Origin of the sequence: Halorientalis sp. IM1011, assembly GCF_001989615.1 — an archaeon.
In the GTDB taxonomy this organism is placed as follows: Archaea; Halobacteriota; Halobacteria; order Halobacteriales; family Haloarculaceae; genus Halorientalis.
In genome coordinates, this window is the sequence record NZ_CP019067.1 from 1,760,821 (window position 1) to 1,777,441 (window position 16,621).

General features: G+C 67.5%; 20 protein-coding genes. 12 read left to right on the forward strand and 8 right to left on the reverse strand.

The window, feature by feature from the left end:
* Positions 1-20 precede the first annotated feature (20 nt).
* Positions 21-593, forward strand: a complete 573-nt coding sequence (locus BV210_RS08895) for an L-threonylcarbamoyladenylate synthase (RefSeq protein ID WP_077206303.1) — start codon at positions 21-23, stop codon at positions 591-593.
* An 82-nt stretch (positions 594-675) separates the two neighbouring features.
* Here BV210_RS08895 and citZ read toward each other — a convergent pair whose 3' ends face one another.
* Positions 676-1,812, reverse strand: coding sequence for a citrate synthase (gene citZ, locus BV210_RS08900; RefSeq protein ID WP_077206304.1), 1,137 nt, complete (start codon positions 1,810-1,812; stop codon positions 676-678).
* 277 nt (positions 1,813-2,089) lie between these two features.
* Here citZ and BV210_RS08905 point away from each other — a divergent pair, with 277 nt between their 5' ends.
* On the forward strand, positions 2,090-3,322 hold the full coding sequence (locus tag BV210_RS08905) for a potassium channel family protein (RefSeq protein ID WP_077206306.1): 1,233 nt from the start codon (positions 2,090-2,092) through the stop codon (positions 3,320-3,322).
* Here the strand turns inward: BV210_RS08905 and BV210_RS08910 are convergent.
* The gene (locus BV210_RS08910) at positions 3,319-4,197 is read right to left on the reverse strand and encodes a hypothetical protein (RefSeq protein WP_077206307.1); all 879 of its coding nucleotides are present in this window, start codon (positions 4,195-4,197) and stop codon (positions 3,319-3,321) included. The genes BV210_RS08905 and BV210_RS08910 overlap by 4 nt on opposite strands.
* A gap of 348 nt (positions 4,198-4,545) precedes the next feature.
* On the opposite strand from BV210_RS08910, the gene BV210_RS08915 reads away from it, so the two are divergent.
* The 3 genes from BV210_RS08915 to BV210_RS08925 all read left to right on the forward strand — a co-directional run bounded on the left by BV210_RS08915 (position 4,546) and on the right by BV210_RS08925 (position 6,722).
* Positions 4,546-5,502: a succinylglutamate desuccinylase/aspartoacylase family protein gene (locus BV210_RS08915; RefSeq protein ID WP_077206309.1), complete on the forward strand. Its 957-nt coding sequence runs from the start codon at positions 4,546-4,548 to the stop codon at positions 5,500-5,502.
* Between the two features lie 193 nt (positions 5,503-5,695).
* Positions 5,696-6,157: a hypothetical protein gene (locus tag BV210_RS08920; protein ID WP_077206310.1), complete on the forward strand. Its 462-nt coding sequence runs from the start codon at positions 5,696-5,698 to the stop codon at positions 6,155-6,157.
* Positions 6,158-6,266: 109 nt separating this feature from the next.
* A complete protein-coding gene (locus BV210_RS08925) occupies positions 6,267-6,722 on the forward strand; it encodes a hypothetical protein (RefSeq protein WP_077206312.1) in 456 nt (151 codons plus the stop codon).
* A gap of 15 nt (positions 6,723-6,737) precedes the next feature.
* Here BV210_RS08925 and BV210_RS08930 read toward each other — a convergent pair whose 3' ends face one another.
* Positions 6,738-8,042, reverse strand: a complete 1,305-nt coding sequence (locus BV210_RS08930; protein ID WP_077206313.1) for a tRNA(Ile)(2)-agmatinylcytidine synthase — start codon at positions 8,040-8,042, stop codon at positions 6,738-6,740.
* Between the two features lie 145 nt (positions 8,043-8,187).
* On the opposite strand from BV210_RS08930, the gene BV210_RS08935 reads away from it, so the two are divergent.
* Together BV210_RS08935 and BV210_RS08940 are read left to right on the forward strand one after the other, a co-directional pair.
* A complete protein-coding gene (locus BV210_RS08935) occupies positions 8,188-9,150 on the forward strand; it encodes a transcriptional regulator (protein ID WP_077206314.1) in 963 nt (320 codons plus the stop codon).
* 44 nt (positions 9,151-9,194) lie between these two features.
* The gene (locus BV210_RS08940; RefSeq protein ID WP_077206316.1) at positions 9,195-9,452 is read left to right on the forward strand and encodes a hypothetical protein; all 258 of its coding nucleotides are present in this window, start codon (positions 9,195-9,197) and stop codon (positions 9,450-9,452) included.
* A gap of 175 nt (positions 9,453-9,627) precedes the next feature.
* Here the strand turns inward: BV210_RS08940 and BV210_RS08945 are convergent, their stop codons facing one another.
* Entirely contained in the window at positions 9,628-9,876 is a 249-nt protein-coding gene (locus BV210_RS08945; RefSeq protein ID WP_077206317.1) for a glutathione S-transferase N-terminal domain-containing protein, read from the reverse strand.
* A 120-nt stretch (positions 9,877-9,996) separates the two neighbouring features.
* Between BV210_RS08945 and BV210_RS20875 the strand changes: the two genes are divergently transcribed.
* A complete protein-coding gene (locus BV210_RS20875) occupies positions 9,997-11,019 on the forward strand; it encodes a halocyanin domain-containing protein (protein WP_077206319.1) in 1,023 nt (340 codons plus the stop codon).
* Here BV210_RS20875 and BV210_RS08955 read toward each other — a convergent pair.
* The gene (locus BV210_RS08955; protein ID WP_077206320.1) at positions 11,016-11,771 is read right to left on the reverse strand and encodes a plastocyanin/azurin family copper-binding protein; all 756 of its coding nucleotides are present in this window, start codon (positions 11,769-11,771) and stop codon (positions 11,016-11,018) included. The genes BV210_RS20875 and BV210_RS08955 overlap by 4 nt on opposite strands.
* A 317-nt stretch (positions 11,772-12,088) precedes the next feature.
* Here BV210_RS08955 and BV210_RS08960 point away from each other — a divergent pair, with 317 nt between their 5' ends.
* The 4 genes from BV210_RS08960 to BV210_RS19840 are packed head-to-tail and all read left to right on the forward strand — an operon-like array spanning position 12,089 to position 15,013.
* Positions 12,089-12,751, forward strand: a complete 663-nt coding sequence (locus BV210_RS08960) for a hypothetical protein (protein ID WP_077206321.1) — start codon at positions 12,089-12,091, stop codon at positions 12,749-12,751.
* Between the two features lies 1 nt (position 12,752).
* The gene (locus BV210_RS08965; RefSeq protein ID WP_077206322.1) at positions 12,753-13,373 is read left to right on the forward strand and encodes a ubiquinol-cytochrome c reductase iron-sulfur subunit; all 621 of its coding nucleotides are present in this window, start codon (positions 12,753-12,755) and stop codon (positions 13,371-13,373) included.
* Positions 13,374-13,375: 2 nt separating this feature from the next.
* Positions 13,376-14,836, forward strand: a complete 1,461-nt coding sequence (locus BV210_RS08970) for a cytochrome bc complex cytochrome b subunit (protein WP_084802605.1) — start codon at positions 13,376-13,378, stop codon at positions 14,834-14,836.
* A complete protein-coding gene (locus BV210_RS19840) occupies positions 14,837-15,013 on the forward strand; it encodes a hypothetical protein (protein WP_157525945.1) in 177 nt (58 codons plus the stop codon).
* A 32-nt stretch (positions 15,014-15,045) separates the two neighbouring features.
* Here the strand turns inward: BV210_RS19840 and BV210_RS08975 are convergent, their stop codons facing one another.
* The 3 genes from BV210_RS08975 to BV210_RS08985 form a co-directional block, all read right to left on the reverse strand.
* Positions 15,046-15,330, reverse strand: a complete 285-nt coding sequence (locus tag BV210_RS08975) for a hypothetical protein (protein ID WP_077206323.1) — start codon at positions 15,328-15,330, stop codon at positions 15,046-15,048.
* 7 nt (positions 15,331-15,337) lie between these two features.
* On the reverse strand, positions 15,338-15,874 hold the full coding sequence (pyrE, locus tag BV210_RS08980; protein WP_077206324.1) for an orotate phosphoribosyltransferase: 537 nt from the start codon (positions 15,872-15,874) through the stop codon (positions 15,338-15,340).
* Between the two features lie 165 nt (positions 15,875-16,039).
* Positions 16,040-16,405: a NifU family protein gene (locus BV210_RS08985; RefSeq protein WP_077206326.1), complete on the reverse strand. Its 366-nt coding sequence runs from the start codon at positions 16,403-16,405 to the stop codon at positions 16,040-16,042.
* Between the last annotated feature and the right edge of the window lie 216 nt (positions 16,406-16,621).

Sequence of the window (16,621 nt, forward strand, 5' to 3'; positions counted from 1 at the left end):
CCGCCACCGGAGGGGCCAGTATGACCGATCTCGACGATGCGGCCGCGGCGCTTGCCGCCGGCGACCTCGTGGTCTACCCCACCGAGACCGTCTACGGCCTCGGCGCTGACGCCACCGACGCCGACGCCGTCGAGCGCGTCTTCGAGGCCAAGGGCCGGGACCGCGACAAGCCGGTCTCACTGGCCGTCCCCGACGTGGAGACCGCCCTCGACTACACTAACCCCACCGCCGACGAACGCGCGTTCATGCACGAGTTCCTCCCCGGCCCCGTCACGGTGCTGGTCGAGCGCAAAGACATCGTCCCGGACGTGCTGACCGCCGGCGGCGAGACGGTCGGCGTCCGCGTCCCCGACCACGACCTCGCCCTGGAACTGCTGGACGCCTTCCACCCGATTACCTCGACCAGTGCCAACGTCAGCGGCACCGGGAGCGTCCGCGAACTGGACGCGCTCGGCGAACCGATCCGCGAAGCCGTCGCCGTCCTGCTAGACGGCGGTCGGACTCCGGGTGGCGGTAGCACCGTCGTCGACGTCGAGGCCGGCGAAATCCACAGGCGCGGGCCGCTGGCCGACGAGATCGAGACGTGGCTCTAAGGCAGTCGTTGTTCTCCCACTCGGCCGCGAGGGAACCGCTCCAGAAAAACCTGCTCGGCGAGCGACGGGTGCGATCGCTCGTCTATCTTTCCTCGACCGGCACGAAATCCTCGTCCTCGGAGCCGATGTAGCGGCCGCGCGGGCGGATCAGCCGGTTGTCGTCGTACTGTTCGAGGACGTGAGCGATCCAGCCGCCGACCCGAGACATGGCGAAAATGGGCGTGTAGATGTCGACCGGGATACCCATCTGGTAGTACGTCGACGCCGAGTAGAAGTCGACGTTCGGGGCTAGACCCTTCTCCTCGTTCATCCAGTCCTCGATCGAGGTGGAGTACTCGAACCACTTCAGCGAGCCGGCGGCCTCGCCGAGGGCCTTGGACTTATCGGAGAGGATGCGGGCGCGGGGGTCCTTGACGTTGTAGACACGGTGGCCGAAGCCGGGGACGCGCTCGCCGGCTTCCAGCTTGTCCTTGGCCCACTCGACCGGCTCTTTGCCGGACTCGTCGAGTTCGAGCAGGGCCTCCATCACGTCCTGGTTCGCACCGCCGTGCAGCGAGCCCGAGAGCGCGCCGATCCCGCCCGGGATGGCCGAGTGCAGGTCCGCGAGCGTCGAGGAGATCACCATCGAGGAGAAGGTGGAGGCGTTCAGTCCGTGGTCGGCGTGCAGGACCAGCGCCATGTCGAAGGTCTCGGCGAGCACGTCGTCGGGCTCCTCGCCGTTGAGCATGTACAGGAAGTTCTCGGCGTGGTCGAGGTCCTCGCGGGGCGCGACCGGCTCTTCGCCGTCGCGGATCCGCGTGAACGCCGCGATGATCGTCGGAATCTTGGCGGTGATGCGACGTCCCTTCCGGAGGTTGGCCTCCCGATCCTGCGGGTCGGCGTCGGCGTCGGGGTCGTGGGCCGACAGGCTGGAGACGGCCGTCCGCAGCGCGGCCATCGGGTTCTCGTCGGCTTCCGCGAGCGAGCGCACGAGCGAGCTGACGTCGTCGTGGAGCTCGCGCTCGGCGCTCATGGACTCGGTGAACTCGGCCAGTTCCTCGCTGTTCGGGAGGTAGCCGTGCCACAGCAGGTACAGCACTTCCTCGTAGCTCGCCTCACGCGCCAGATCGTCGATGGAGTAGCCCCGGTAGATGAGTTCGCCGGCGTCACCGTCGATGTAACTCAGCTCCGACTCGGCGACCAGGACTCCCTCAAGCCCTTTCTTGAGCTCGTCGGACATACGTCGGCCTTCTCTACCTGCCGGGAAAAGCATTATCTTTTGTCCGGCACAGGTCGGCCGCCCGCCGCCCGCTCGGTGGACGAGCGGATAAAATCCGCGCTGAAATGTTAAAACTATCCACCACCACGGCCTGACGCTGGGTGATTGGACTGCGCCCCGAACTGGCCGCCCCGACGTGTCGCGCCCGCGTACCGCCGAAATGGTTGGCGTCGTGACACTGCCGGCGGTCGGCTGTCGCCGGGCAACGCTTTTCCCTCGGCGACGAGGAGCCTCGGGTATGGCAGTCGACGACGTCGAGTACGAGCCGGTCAGCGTCAAGGAACTGCTGGCCGAGATGAAAGACACCGCGGAACTGCTGATCGACCTCTCGTACTCGGCGGTCCTGCTCGGCTCCGACGAGGTGGCCGAGGAGGTGCTGGAACTGGAGGCCACGATGGACGTACTCCAGTTACGCGCGCGGATGGGGTTACTCATGGCCGCCCGTAACCCCGAAGACGCCGAAGCGCTCGCGCCGGTGCTGGGCGTCGTCGGTGCCGCCGAGAAAGTCTCCGACGCCGCCGGCGACATCGCCAAGGTCGTCCTCGAAGACATCGGCCTCCCCGACGCGATGCGGGCCGCCCTCCCCGAGGCCGTCGAGACCGTCGTGCGGGCCGTGATCGTCCCAGATTCGCCCTTCGCCGACCGGACGCTCGTGGACATCAACCTCGAAACCGAGACGGGCGTGCGCGCGATCGCCATCCGCCGGGAGGGTGAGTGGCTGTTCAATCCCGGCCCCGAGACCACGCTCCGGCCCGACGATGTGGTCCTCTTCCGGGGCTCCGAGGAGGGCATCGCCGAGGTCTACGAGGACGCCAGCGGTCGGGCGTACGTCCCGCCCGAACCCCCGGAACCCGGGATCGACGACCTCGAACGCGCCGTGGACTCCATCGTCCACATGAAGAACATGAGCGAACTCGCCGTCGACCTGGCCTACGGCGCGGTCCTCTTCGACTCCGACGAGGTGGCCGAGGAGGTGCTCGAACTCGAAGCCGAGGTCGACGCCCTCCAGTCACGCTTCGAGGCCTGGACGCTCCAGGCCGCCAGCCGGGTCGACGACCCCGTCGACCTCCGGGGACTCGTCCAGCTCGCCAGTGCGACCGAGGTCATCAGCGACGCCGCCCTGGAGATCAGCGAGGGCGTGTTGCGGGGGCTGGGCACCCACCCCGTCGTCGCCGAAGCAGTCAGAGAATCCGACGAGGTGATCGTCCGGCTGACCGTCGGCCCCGACAGCGCCCTCGCGGGCACCACGTTGGGCGAGCAGATGGTCAAGACCGAGACCGGGATGCGCGTCATCGCGGTCCGGCGCGCCGGTGCCGAGAGCGAGCGCACCGGCCGCGAGGGCGGGAGCTGGGTCATCTCGCCCGGCCCGGAGACCGAACTCCGTCCCGGGGACGTGTTGATCGCCAAGGGGACCCGTTCGGGCAGTGATCGGTTGGCGGATCTCACCGGCGACGAGCCTGCGGACGGCTAGAGCGTCGCGAGGTCCGACTCGCTCGTGGCGGGAACGTCTTCCTCACGAACGCCTCGGAACCACACACCGATCAGGAGCCACGGCAGCCCGAACCCGACCGCGAGCGCGACGTGGCCCGTCGTCGCCGGGAGCGTCAGCGCCGCGACGCCGAGCCCCGCAGCAGAGCCGCCACCCAGCAGTACCGGCACCTGCCACCGTGCGTCGGCGAGTACCGCCGTGACCGCCTGCAGTCCCTGCGCCACGACCAGCAGCGACGCCGGGAGCAAGACCAGTGGCCCCGTCCCGATGTCGGGTGCCAGTACGGTTACCGCGAGCCCGAGCGCCCCCGGGATCGCGAGCCACGCGCCCGCCGTGGCCAGCGGTCGAACCCGCGTCGCCCGCTTGTACCGCGTGTGGACCGCCCAGACGCCGAACAGCGCGATCAGCGGCGCGGTCGACAGGAGGACGCCCGTCAGGCCGGTCGGCGAGCCACCGAGCGCGAGGTCGGCCGCCGCCAGCAACCAGAGCACGCCCGCGAGGACGCCACCGCGGGCGCTCCACCGGACGATCCCCGCCGGTGTCGCGGTCAGGTGGAGTGCCCGCCGCCCGACCAGCGTCGCGACCGCCAGCATCCACGTGGTCAGAAACAGGACGAACGCCAGTGCCGCGTAGTACAGCGGCGACCGGTCGACGCCGGGGATCACGACGAAAAAGCCGAAGATCGCGACGGTGACGACCAGTCCGATCACGAGCCCACGTCGGGCCTTCGCTCGGACGTGCAGCGCCTCGACCAGCGCCGCTTTCCCGCCCGGGCGCTCGGGGCGGTCGTCGCTCCCGGCGCTCGCGCCGACCTCGACACCGCCGCCCGGACTCGCGCCCGCCTCGTCGTCTGTCACACCCGGGCTAGGGGGCCGTCGCCCAAAATCGCGTCGGTCCACCTTTTTCGCGTCGGGTTGCGCGCCGCTGGCGCGCAACCACTCCTTGAAAAACGTCTCCAGAAATCAGAAATTTCTGGCGGGCTCGCGAGAGCCTTGCTCTCGCGAACGTGGGCGAAAAAAGCGGAATTCGCGCAGTCGGCGCGAATTCCGTGACCCGGCGGCCAGCGGGCCGCCGGATGCTTGCTGATGGCCCGTAGCGCACTTGAGTGTCTCTTTCGCTTCAGAGAGCTTCGGTCCCGCCCCGGTTCCGGCAGGGGATGGGACATATCGAACCGCCTAAGACCGTGCGACCGCGCTGTGGTGATAATGACCAGCCTCGGCACGGCGACTGCGGCCCCCGGTGAGATCGACACCGGGCGGCTGTTCGTCGGTGAGACTCGTGACGGCACCGAGGTCGGACTGCCGGTCGCGGTCGTCAACGGTGCCGACAGCGGGAAGACGCTCTACGTGCAGGCAGCGAGTGACGGCGACGAACTCAACGGCGTCGGCGTGATTCAGCGCCTCGTCCCCCGGCTCGACCCCGAGGCGATCGCCGGCACAATTCTGATCGTCGGCATCGTCAACTACCACGCCTTCCAGGTCGCCGAGCACCGCAACCCCATCGACGACACGAAGATGAACCGGACCTACCCCGGCGACGACCGGGGGACCTCGAGCGAGCGCATCGCCGCCGCCACCTTCGACGCCGCGACCCGTGCCGACCTCATCCTCGATCTTCACCAGGGCTCTACCTCCCGGATGATCGACGAGTGCCGCGTCCGGTGTGGCCCGCGCCACCGCCTCCACGAGGAGTGTCTCGAACTCGCCAAAGTCTTCGGGTGTGGCTACATCCTCGACCAGAAAGGCCCCGACGGCCAGCTCGCCCGCGCCGGCCCCGACAACGGCATCCCCACCATCGACCCCGAGCTGGGGGGCTGTGTGGGCTGGGACGAGAGCTCCATCCAGACCGGTGTGCAGGGCGTCGAGAACGTCCTCGCCTACTACGGCTTCACCGACGACACCCACGTCCCCGACCCCCAGACCCGCGCTACCGGCTTCGAGCAGTACGGCGCACCCAGTGGCGGCCTCGTCACCTTCCACAAAGAACTGGGCGAGCGAGTCGCCCGCAACGACCTCCTGTTCGAGGTGACCGACGTGTTCGGTGCGGTCAAAGCCGAAATCACCGCCGACTCACAGGGCGTGTTCTGGCGCACCCGCCGCCTCCCGCAGGTCGCCACCGGCGAATACGTCTGTTCGGTCGGGACGGACGTCAACTCTTACTAGCCCACTTTTTACAGCGAGGGGGTGCGCTCTGCGCACCCCCTCCTGCAAAAACTTGGGGAAAAACTGCCGGACGCGAGCCAGCGGCTCGCGTCCGGTACGATGCGGTATGGTGACCGCCACCGCAACCGAACCGCAACCGCTTCAGCCGCGCACCGCGCAGAAAGTACTTACCGCTGACAGCTACAGCAGCCGTATGGACTGGGGCCGCGGGACGTGGATGGTCGCCGTCGGTGCTATCCTGATCGTCGGCGTCGTAATCGGCGGGTTCGCCGTCTTCGATTCCGACTACGTCCACGAACTCGAAAACGACTCCGCGGCATTCAATGCCTCAAAGGAGGGACACCTCCGCTACGCGAACCTCTCGGAACGCGGGCAGACGGCCGTCGAGCGAACCATCCAACACGGCGAGTACGTCGTCGATAGCGAGAGCGAGACTGCACCCGAGTTCGAGTACACGACCGACGGTGCGACACTCGGCCGGGGCTGGTACGTCGTCCAGCGCGAGGGCCGGGCCTACGAGATCACGACGAGCAGGGACGGTCCCGGAATGGGACTCGGCCCACTCGTGATTTCGGCGGTCGTTCTCCTCCCACTGGCGATGATCGGGAGCGCGCTGCTCGCGTTCGGTGCGTGGCGGCAACGGAACGGCGACTAACGCACTCTATCGCTCCGGATGCGTCGTCGAACTCCCCTCTCACCAGCGACACCGCGACTGCGTCCGTACTGCACGGAAAGTACTTACCGTTGACAGCTACAGCACGAACATGGATCGGGGGACGCTCGTGCTGATTGTCGGTGTTGCCGTGCTCGGCGGGGTTGCGGCCGGGAGTCTGGTCGTTTCCGACACCGATTACGTCCACTCTCTCGACGCGACGGACGCGACGTTCAACGCGTCCGAAGACGGGAATCTTTACTACGCGAATCTCTCCGAACGCGGGCAGACAGTCGTCGACCGAACCATCGAACGCCGAGAGTACGTCGTCGAGGACGAGTCCGAGACTGCTGCTGAATTCACGTACACGACTGACCACACCAATCTCGGGACCGGATGGTACGTGATCCAGCGCGACGGACGAGCCTACGCGATCACGACGCATCGCGACACGCCGGGGATGCTCGGCGGACTGTTGACGTTGTACGTATTTACGCCGCTGACGCTACTCGGTATGGCACTTTGCGTGTCCGGAGTCCTGCTGCGACTCCGGGTCATCGGCGACTAAGCGCGGTCGCCCCGGTTACCGCTCCGGATGCGTCGCCGCGTCGAACCCACCCCGGACCAGCGGTTTCGAGATGTGCCGTCGCGCACACGGCGGCACCTCGTACCACCCGAGTTCGAGGTCGCGCGCTATCGGCTGCTTGACCTTCCCCTCGGCGCTGGTCCCGCAGTCCCGACAGCGATAGCCCGCGTTCGCGCCCGCGCTCTCCATCGACCGCCCGCAGTCGGGACAGTCCGGGGTGGCGAGTTCCGTGGTATCGAGGTCTCGAACTGCGAACTTCTCCAGTTTGCAGGTTCCATCCGAGACCTCTCCGCAGACGGTCAGGCGGTCGCCGACCCGCAGCGCGCGCACGCGGTCACGGAACCGCTTGGTCGGCTCGAAGGCCGCACACGCGAGCGGGTCGGCCGCCGCGTCCGGGAACCCCAGCGAGAAGAAGACGTGACCGCCCTCGCGGGTTTCGGGGGCCTCGACGACCTCGCCGGTGACCCGGACCGCCCGGTCCTCGGCGATTTCGTCCGGCTCGACAGTCTGAAGGTGCATATCGGTCCCCTGGTTCGTGACGAAGGTCTCCCGGCGGGCGACTGGCTCGCTCTCGATGGCTGCGGCTGCTTCCTCGACGCTCTCGCGGTCGTCGCCCCGGATGCCGTAGAGGACGGGGCCCGGCGTGTTCGGGACGCAGACCGCTTCGCCCTCGCCGCGGTCGACCGTGTCCCAGATGTCCGGGTAGAACTCGTCGGCCACCGAGAAGACCGACTCCGGACTCACGTCGCGCTCGCTCCCCCAGCGGTCGCGTTCGCGGTAGGTCAGACACTCGTAGGTCCAGTCCGCGGGCTGGGCCACGGGGTCTTCGCCCAGTCCCGCCCACGCGCCGGCGGCCGCGCTCGCACCCACGAGACCCCGACCCGACCCCCAGCCGCTGTAGTGATATCCCCCGTCTGCGAGCGGTTCGATCACGTCCTTTTCGGGATCGAGGACCTCCCGGATCGCTCGGTGCGGGAGCTTCCGGAGCCAGTCCGACCGACTCCCGAGGCCGTCGGTGGTCGCCACCACACCCGGGTTCGTTCGCTCGTCGGCAACTTCGGCGGTTTCGTCGACCAGGTCCGTCGCGAGCTCGAAGGCCTCGTCGACGGGGAGGTCGCAGTGGACGGCCAGCGCGGCGTTGCCCCGCGTCTTGTACTCGACTGCGGGGTTGAGCCGCACCAGGAGCAGACGCTCCACGTTGCCGCCCGCGCGGCGCACACGCTCGGCCAGCACCGCGGCGGCGTAGGTCGTACACATCCCCCGCGTCCGGGAGTCGGTGTCGTCCAGTCCGACGATGGTCACGCCCACCCCTTCCGGCCCGCCGGAGTAACGCGTTTCGCCGAATTCTAGTATATGAATCTATCGCCGAAGAAATCCGAAAACCACGGGACGCGGCGTGTCCCGGCGTCACAAACGTTTTATGCGAGGCCTTACTAATAATGCCCTGATGTCACGATCCGCACTGGTCGGCAACGTAACCGCGATGTTGCGGGACGCGGGCTTTCTCGTGAGCGACCGGTGTGCGATCCGGCCAAAGAGCTTCGACGTCGCGGCCCGCCGCGGTGAGGACACGGTACTGGTGAAGATTCTCGGCAACATCGACGCCTTCGACGCCAAGACCGGCGCGGAGATGCGCCGCCTCGGCGAGTACCTGCGCGCGACGCCCGTGGTGATCGGACTCCGGACGCGCGACGAGGACCTCAAGCCCGGCGTCGTCTACTTCCGGCACGGCGTGCCGGTCCTCTCGCCCGACACCGCCATGGACCTGTTCGTCGAGGAAGTGCCGCCGCTGATCTACGCCGCGCCCGGCGGCCTCTACGTCAACATCGACAGCGAGGTGCTGGCAGACGCTCGCGAGGACCGCGACTGGTCGCTCGGTCGTCTCGCTCAGGAACTCGGCGTCTCCCGCCGCACGGTCTCGAAGTACGAGGACGGCATGGACGCCTCCGTCGACGTGGCGACCCAGCTCGAAGAGCTGTTCGAGGCGCCCCTGACCTCGCCGGTCGACGTGATCGACGGCGCTGACGAGGTCCGCGAAGGCGAGCCGATGCCGGACGACCCCGCGGTCGATCCCGACGACGAACCCGTCGTCGCGGTCCTCACCCGCGTCGGCTTCGACGTGCACCCGACCGACCGCGCCCCGTTCAAGACGATCAGCGAGGAGAAAGACCGGGAACAGCGCATGCTCACCGGCCACTCGGAGTTCACCGAGACCGCCGAGAAGCGCGCCCGGATCATGTCCTCTGTCGGTCGGGTCACCCGGACCACATCGATCTACGTCGTCGACCGCGCCCGCCAGGAGTCCGTCGACGGCACCGCGCTCATCGAACGCGACGAAATCGAGAACATCCGGGACGTCGAGGACCTGAAGGACCTCATCAAGGAACGGGCCGACGAGACGCCGGCCTGACCCCGGGACGCGACGCTTTTGTGATAGCGAACTGAACGGTCGCTATGGGACTGTTCGACGCCGACGAATCCGGGTCCGACTACGACCCCGAGGAGTTCGAGGTCACCGACGAGTCGCCCTTCGAAGGCGATCCCGACGACGGAGGGCCGGATCTCGCACTCGCCCGTATCCACGACGAGAATCTGGACGGCACGCTCAAACGCGTCATCGACCACAAGGCCGGCGTGATCGTCTACGCCTACGACACTGGCCTTGCGGCCGTCCCCATCAGCCAGACGGATCTGCAGATCGAACGGAAGTAAGGATGTCGCGGTGCGGCAGCGGTGCGGTGGCGGTCACGACTAGCATCCGGCGCGCAGCGCGCGCCGGTTCACCGTCAGAGCGAGGCTCTGACGAGCCCCCGCTCGTTCCCTGCGGTCACTCGCGGGAACACTCAACGCGAGTGAAACGAGCGTCGAGGTAGTTTTTGAACTAAATTTAGTTGCCGTACGTGTTCTCGAGGTACTCCACGATGTCGTCGGACTCGGGCATCCCCTCGACGCCGTTGTCGGGGTCGACGAGGACGGGGACGCCGGTCTGGCCGCTGACTTCCTCGACTTCGGTGCGCTCGCTGTGACTGCGCGGGACCATGTGAGACTCGTAGTCCAGATCCAGTTCGTCCAGTTTCTTCGTGACCTTCGCGCAGTACGGACAGCCGTCCAGTTCGTAGAGTTCCAGGTTTGCCATCGGCCGTTCTATGAGGCACGCCCTCAAAGGCCCAACGGTGATGTGCGGGGCACGCACAGGCCTGTAGACAGCGACCTGGAGTCCGCAAACGGTTTATGACGGTCCGTGGATGCAGTTGGTATGGTGACACGACGGTCCCTGCTCTCCAGTGGCGGCCGGGTCACGGCGGCCGGTGCCCTCCTCGGCGTCGCGGGTTGTGTCGACCGCACTGCGTCCGGGCGGGGTGGCGACCCGGACCCTGAGACAGAGACGGACGAACCGGCGACGACAGAGGCGCCCGGTCGGTCGAGCGACGAACGACCTGAACGGCCCGACTTCGGGGGCTGGCTGGACGACGCGAACGGGTTCGACGGCACGGTTCGGGACGTGACCGGCGAGGAGACGGTGACGGTGAAAGTCGGTGCGGGCGAGCGAGCGTACGCGTTCTCTCCGCCGGCGGTACACGTCGACAATGGGACGACCGTCCGGTTCGAGTGGGTCGGCGAGGGCGGTGCCCACAACGTCGTCTCGGCCGACGACGGACCCCTCGATTCAGGGTCCGTGGTCGGTAGCGAAGGTGTCCACTACGAGTTCACCTTCACGGAGGATGGCATCTTCAACTACACCTGTCTACCCCACCAGAGCGTCGGGATGCACGGGTCGGTCGTCGTCGGCACGGACTACCCGGCGACGACCGAACCCTACGGTACCGACGACGAGTTCGACCACGGCGACGACGACAGCGACGACATCGCCGAGGATCAGGGTCATTACCTCGACGACGCCAACGACATCGACGACGGGAAACCCGCCGACAGGACCGGGCAGGACGAGGTGACGATCCGCGTCGGGGCAGGCGATAAGGGCTACGCGTTCGATCCTGCGCTCGTCGTCGTCGACGTAGGGACGACGGTCCGATGGGAGTGGACTGGCGAGGGCGGTGCCCACAACGTCGTCGCCCGGAACGACACGTTCGACTCCGGATCGCCCGAGGCCGGAGACGGCGCGTCCTTCGAGTACACCTTCACCGAGTCCGGGAGCCACATGTACGGCTGTATCCCTCACGAGGGACTCGGGATGAAAGGCGCCATCTCGGTCGCACCGGAGCGAGAGACAAGCGACACGGCGACGCCAGTCTCCCCGAAAACGGATCGGGGTGTCTAGACCTGATTGTCGGCGTTCTCGACGCTGTAGCGACCGGACTCGCGGTCGTACCTCGAGAGCAGGTATGCGAACACCGACCCGAACACGCCCGCCCCGGCCCAGAACTGCCAGGGGAGCGGTTCCAGGCCGCCGGGGACGAACGGGTAGGAGATACTCTCCTCCTCGACGATTTTCTCGCTGTCGGGCATGACGCCGCTGCCCGGAGCGTCCGGAATCGAGCCCTCGGTCGCGGGCCCGCCCGGTTCGCCACAGACGATGCGACCGACCATGCCCAGCGTCTTGTGCGGTGAACAGTAGTAGTCGTAGGTGCCTTCGGTGGCGAAGGTGTAGCTGTAGGTCGCGCCCTGTTCTTCGAGGACGCCGCTGTCGAAGCTCCGGGCACCCTCGGGGATACGGCGGGTCTCGGCGCGGTCGTTGTCCGTCGAGTAGGTGGTCGCGCTGTGGGACCCGCTCGCGTTGACGAACCGGACGGTGTCACCGGGCTGGACGTGGAGTCCGACCGGGTCGAAGTAGTAGCTCCCGCTCTCGGTGACCATCTCGACCTCGTAGGTCTCGCCGTCGGCGGGGACCGTCGGTCGGTCGCCGGAGTCGGTCCCGTTCCCGGTCTCGGTGCCGTTGGCGGTTCCGTTGGCCGCAGTCCCGTTCCCGGTGCTGGTCTCGTTCTCCTGGGTCGTGGCGGCCGCCGGAGCCGTGAGGGCGGTCGTCGCGAGACCGCTGGCCCCGAGCCGTCGGAGGTAGGTGCGTCGGTTCATGGGTCGGGCCGAACCTTCGTCGGAATCTCCCGGTGTCTCGGTAGTATGTCTGTCGGAATCGGCCGGCGAAAACCCCGAACAACGGAGAACAACTCGCGACAACTGGTCGGACGCGAACGGAAGAGGCATAAGCCAGACTCGAACATCTTCGAATTGGTAATGTTCTGGCCCGCACCGACGGCGGCGACGGTTCCGGGCGGTTCTTCGCCGCCACCGTGTGTGGGTGGATGGCACGGCAATCTCCCGCTACCTATGAGTCACACAGTACACACTGGCACGTTTCGGACCGTCCGTCGGCTCGCCGCCGGTGATCGTGGATGAGACGCGAGACGGTACTCATCGTCGTGTTGATCGCCTCGGTACTGCTCCCGATGTGGTACGTCGCGCTCACCAGCGGCACCGAGGGCGGCGGTATCGGCCTCGGGAAAGGGGAGGAACCCGTCCCGGTCAACCAGTCGGCGGACATCGATCCGACCGGGAAGTTCCTGCCCACGCCCGTCGAAGTCGGGCCCAACCAGTCCGGCGTCGTCACCTGGGTCGCGTTGCTGGTGACCGTCGCCGGGATGGCCGGTGCGGCCCGGTTCGTCGACCGCCTCGGGCACACACGCGAGTCGGTGGCCACGAGCGACGCGGAAACCGACGGCGGCCTCGCGAGCGGGGCGAGCGAGGCCACAGACCGGGGCTCCGAGGCCGAGCGGCCGGTCGTGAAGGTACCGCCGTACCTCCAGACCGACACCCGCTGGATCGTCGACTACTGGCCCGCGCCAGCCAACCGGACGGGCCTGGTCGCGCTCGCCGGGCTCTCCTGGAGTACCATCGTCTTCGCGGCGCTGCTTGGCCTCGAGGGGCTCGGCCAGGCGCGCAACCAGTTCATCGGGGTCTACGCCGGCATGCTGTTCCTCTCGCTGGCGGCCACGGTGCTGGTCTATATGGTCTTTTTCACCCCCTCGATCACCGTCGCCGAACGGAGGGATCACTGATATGCCAACGGACATACCGCCGGAGGACCCACACGAGGAGATCGAGATCGAACGTCGACAGGTCGCGAAGGTACTGGCGGCGGTCAGTGGTGCCGGTGCCGTCAGCGCGTTCAGCGTCTCCGCGCTCGCCGGCCTCGGCGAGTCGGGGAAGATCGAACCGCCCGAACCGCTGTTCGTCGAGGGCGTCCGACTGGTCGACGCCGAGGGCGAACCCCTCACGACCACCGACGCCATCCCGCAAAACGAGACACTGGAGCCGACGACCGTCTACCCCGAGAAGGAAGGCGGCGGCGCGATCACCGAGGACCGCGCCGCGGTCCTGCTCGTCCGGTTCCCCGAGGACAGCTATCAGGATCCGACGAACCTCGACGGGACCGTCGAGGGGTACGCGGCCTACTCGAAGGTGTGTACCCACCTGGGCTGTGCCGTCAACGGAACGGAGGGCGACCAGTTCTACTGTCAGTGTCACGGGTCGCAGTTCGACCCGCTACAGGGCGCGAAGGTGACCGGCGGCCCGGCACCGAGCCCGCTGCCACAGCTCCCGATCGGTGTCTCCGAGGGTGAGGACGGACAACTGCTCATGGCGACCGGCCCCTTCGAGGGCCCGGTCGGTCCCCAGTAACGATGACACGCGACAACGCAGCCGACGGACCCGACGACGCGCCGGCCGACGAGACCGCAACGGACGGACGCGGCCACACGGGCGGCTACGACGGCACCACTGGCGGCGAACCCGTCCACGGCCGTGAGATCGAGACCCGCCAGAAGTACCCGAACAACCGCCTCTTTACGTGGCTCGACGACCGTCTCGAACTCAACCACGAGATCCTCGGGAAGGCCTTCCCCGAGGACAAGTACGGTTCGTTCCTGCTCGGCGAGATCGCCCTCTTCTCCTTTATCTTCCTGGCCGTGACCGGTTCCTTCCTCGGGCTGATGTACGAACCCGTCGCCGAGACAGTCACCTACGAGGGCAACGCCGCGGAGTGGGCGGGTCAGGAGGTCCCGGGCGCGTTCGCGAGCGTCCTCTCGATCACGTACGACACGCCCTTCGGCATGTTCCTGCGGATGGCCCACCACTGGGCGGCGTACATCTTCATCGCCGCCATCGCCCTGCACATGTTCCGAGTGTTCTTCAGCGGTGCCTACCGCAACCCCCACGAGCCCAACTGGTTCGTCGGGAGCGTCCTGCTCTTGCTCGCTCTGGGTGAGGGCTTTTTCGGCTACGCGCTCCCGCTGGACGGGTTCAGCAAGGCGGCGACCACCATCGGGTTCAACATGACCGGCGCGGTGCCGTTCGTCGGTGAGTGGTTACAGGCGCTCGCCTTTGGCGGATCCTTCCCGGGGCAGGCCGAGCAGGTGATCCCGCACATGTTCTTCCTGCACGTCTTCCTGCTGCCCGCGCTGCTGGTGGGGATCATCGGCCTCCACATGATGATCCTGATGCGCCAGAAACACACCGAGCACGCGCCCAGTTCCCGGAGCGGCGACCGCACCCCGGAGGCCGACGACGATTCGTTCGTCGTCGGGTCGCCCCTCTTCCCCCAGCAGTTCCTGCTCTCGACGGTCGTGCTCCTGCTGACGGCCGCCACCATCTCCTTTTTGGCGGCCTTCTTCCCCGTCCAGCGGATCGCCGCCATCGGTCTCGACTCCCCGAGCAGTCCGAGCCCCGACTGGTTTTTCATGTGGGTGTTCGGCTCGCTGAAGATGATCCCGGCGGAGCTATCGATCGCCGGGAGTACGATCGTTCTCGGTGGGTGGGCCGAGTTCATCGGCGGTATCCTGATCCCGATGGTGATCATCGGCGTGATGATCGTCTGGCCGCTGATCGACAACACCGACGAGCCCAAACACTTCACCGTCGATCCGCTCGACCGTCCCGCCCAGACCGCCCTCGGCGTTGGGGCGATCATGCTCACCATCGTCCTCTCGATCGACGGGATGCGCGGGACCGTCGCGGAGGTCCTCGGGATGTCGAGCGACGCGCTCTACCCCTATCTGGTCGCGATGACGTTCGCGGTCCCGATCCTGTACACGCTGATCGTCTACGCCGTGCTCAAGCGCCGACAGCGCCGGCTCGCCGGGTAGATGGAGGTCCCGCTCTCCCCGCGCGGTCTCCGCTGGCTCGACCGGGTCTGCAAACTGGTCGGCCTCGTCTTGCTCGCGGCCGCGCTGGAGGGCTCGCTCGGCGAGTGGTCGCTGGTCGCCGGCCTCGCCGGCTTCCTGATCGGCGGCGGGACGATCTTTCTGGACCCCGCCGAGTGAGAGCGGGACCCCGATCGACGGGCTCCCGCCAGTCACCGCCCCGCTCGCAGTTCTCGCCGGACGAAGAAGCCGGCGAGGACGAGCGTACAGACGCCGAGGACGATAATTCCGAGGGTTCCGATCACGCCCGAGTAGAGAAAGAGCCACGCCTCGTACTGGTCGCCCGGGATGCGGTTGCCCGCCAGTCCGGCCGCCGCCAGCAGGAAGGCGACGAGCCAGCACCCGACACCCAGCGTCGCCGTTCGGGCCAGCCACGGGTGGACGAATCGGTCGAAGAAGCCGTCCGCCCCCTCGGGGCCGGGGGGTTCCTCGCGCATTCGTCCCTCAGTCGTCGATCTCGTCGGCGTCCGCCAGCAGGTCGTCGGCGGTCAGCAGCGACTCCAGTTCGATGTCGTGGTCGGCCAGGTTCTCGGTCGCCCCGTCCTGCCGGTCGACGACGACGAGCACGCGGTCGACGACAGCGCCCGCCTCGCGCAGCGCCTCGACGGCGTCGACGGCGCTCTGGCCCGTCGTCGCGATGTCTTCGAGGACGACGACTTCCTCGCCCTCGGCGAGTTCGCCCTCGATTCGGTTGCCGGTGCCGTACTCCTTGGCCTGCTTGCGAGCGATGACGTAGGGCTGGCCCGTCTCGACGCTGGTGACCGCCACCAGCGGGACCGCGCCCAGTGCGACGCCGGCGAGTTTCGAGTCATCAACCCGATCTGCGAAGGCCTCGGCGATCAGTTCCAGACACCGCGGGTCGGTCTCGAAGACGTACTTGTCGACGTAGTAGTTCGAGGTGCCGCCGTGGGACAGCTCGAACTCGCCGAACTTCACGGCGTCGGCGTCCCTGAGCGCGTCGATGAGCTGCTGGTTGGCCATGTCCCGAGTGGGGGCCCGGCGGGACTAATACCCGCCGGATCGCTGTCGGCACGGACCGCCGGCGCTCCGGGCCAGCCGTCGGTCACGACGGTCGGCTCGAACCGGGCCGCGAACAGGTCGTACTGGCCGCTCGTGGTCGGCGGCGCTCGGAAAGAAAAACCCGGGTTAGAAGGGTGCTTCGGGGCCTTCGTCGTCCTCGTCGCCGCCGCTGGACTCGTGGCCCGGGAACGAGGGGCTGGTCGAGCCGCCCGCCATGCCCTCGTTGCCGCCCATGCCGGTGTTGGCGTGGACCTCGTCGATCTCGGGGATCTCCTTGGTCATCCGGGTCTTGATCGCCTGGATCGTCATGGGGGAGATGCCACAGCCCGAACACGCGCCGCCGAGCTGGATGGACACCTCGCCGGTCTCCCGGTCGATGTCCTGGATCGCCGCGCTCCCGCCGTGCATCTGGATCTGGGGGAAGTTCCGGCGCAGGAAGTTCGTCACCCGCTCGCGGAGTTCGTCGTCGCCGCCCTCGGTTTCGGTGCTCATGGTACCTCTCCTTTGGTCGTCACCGTGCTTAGGCTTTTGGTCTCCCACCTTTTTCCAGCGGGGGTACGCTCTCTCCGTTCGCGCACCCCCGAGCAAAAACGTCTCCAGAGATCGGAGATATCTGCCGGGCTCGCGGGAGCATCGCTCCCGCGAACGTGGGCGAAAAAGCGGAACTCGCGCGGCGCGCGAGTTCCGTTGCTGTGCTGGTGTCGTCCA

Excerpts from the sequence above, each read along its gene's own strand:
- BV210_RS08955 (WP_077206320.1), bottom strand. The coding sequence starts at position 11,771 with ATGAACCGACGCACCTACCTCCGACGGCTCGGGGCCAGCGGTCTCGCG.
- pyrE (WP_077206324.1), bottom strand. The coding sequence starts at position 15,874 with ATGGCCAACCAGCAGCTCATCGACGCGCTCAGGGACGCCGACGCCGTG.
- BV210_RS08965 (WP_077206322.1), top strand. The coding sequence starts at position 12,753 with ATGCCAACGGACATACCGCCGGAGGACCCACACGAGGAGATCGAGATC.
- citZ (WP_077206304.1), bottom strand. The coding sequence starts at position 1,812 with ATGTCCGACGAGCTCAAGAAAGGGCTTGAGGGAGTCCTGGTCGCCGAG.
- BV210_RS08985 (WP_077206326.1), bottom strand. The coding sequence starts at position 16,405 with ATGAGCACCGAAACCGAGGGCGGCGACGACGAACTCCGCGAGCGGGTG.
- BV210_RS19840 (WP_157525945.1), top strand. The coding sequence starts at position 14,837 with ATGGAGGTCCCGCTCTCCCCGCGCGGTCTCCGCTGGCTCGACCGGGTC.
- BV210_RS08925 (WP_077206312.1), top strand. The coding sequence starts at position 6,267 with ATGGATCGGGGGACGCTCGTGCTGATTGTCGGTGTTGCCGTGCTCGGC.
- BV210_RS08975 (WP_077206323.1), bottom strand. The coding sequence starts at position 15,330 with ATGCGCGAGGAACCCCCCGGCCCCGAGGGGGCGGACGGCTTCTTCGAC.
- BV210_RS20875 (WP_077206319.1), top strand. The coding sequence starts at position 9,997 with ATGGTGACACGACGGTCCCTGCTCTCCAGTGGCGGCCGGGTCACGGCG.
- BV210_RS08960 (WP_077206321.1), top strand. The coding sequence starts at position 12,089 with ATGAGACGCGAGACGGTACTCATCGTCGTGTTGATCGCCTCGGTACTG.
- BV210_RS08945 (WP_077206317.1), bottom strand. The coding sequence starts at position 9,876 with ATGGCAAACCTGGAACTCTACGAACTGGACGGCTGTCCGTACTGCGCG.
- BV210_RS08970 (WP_084802605.1), top strand. The coding sequence starts at position 13,376 with ATGACACGCGACAACGCAGCCGACGGACCCGACGACGCGCCGGCCGAC.
- BV210_RS08895 (WP_077206303.1), top strand. The coding sequence starts at position 21 with ATGACCGATCTCGACGATGCGGCCGCGGCGCTTGCCGCCGGCGACCTC.
- BV210_RS08940 (WP_077206316.1), top strand. The coding sequence starts at position 9,195 with ATGGGACTGTTCGACGCCGACGAATCCGGGTCCGACTACGACCCCGAG.
- BV210_RS08935 (WP_077206314.1), top strand. The coding sequence starts at position 8,188 with ATGTCACGATCCGCACTGGTCGGCAACGTAACCGCGATGTTGCGGGAC.
- BV210_RS08905 (WP_077206306.1), top strand. The coding sequence starts at position 2,090 with ATGGCAGTCGACGACGTCGAGTACGAGCCGGTCAGCGTCAAGGAACTG.
- BV210_RS08915 (WP_077206309.1), top strand. The coding sequence starts at position 4,546 with ATGACCAGCCTCGGCACGGCGACTGCGGCCCCCGGTGAGATCGACACC.
- BV210_RS08920 (WP_077206310.1), top strand. The coding sequence starts at position 5,696 with ATGGACTGGGGCCGCGGGACGTGGATGGTCGCCGTCGGTGCTATCCTG.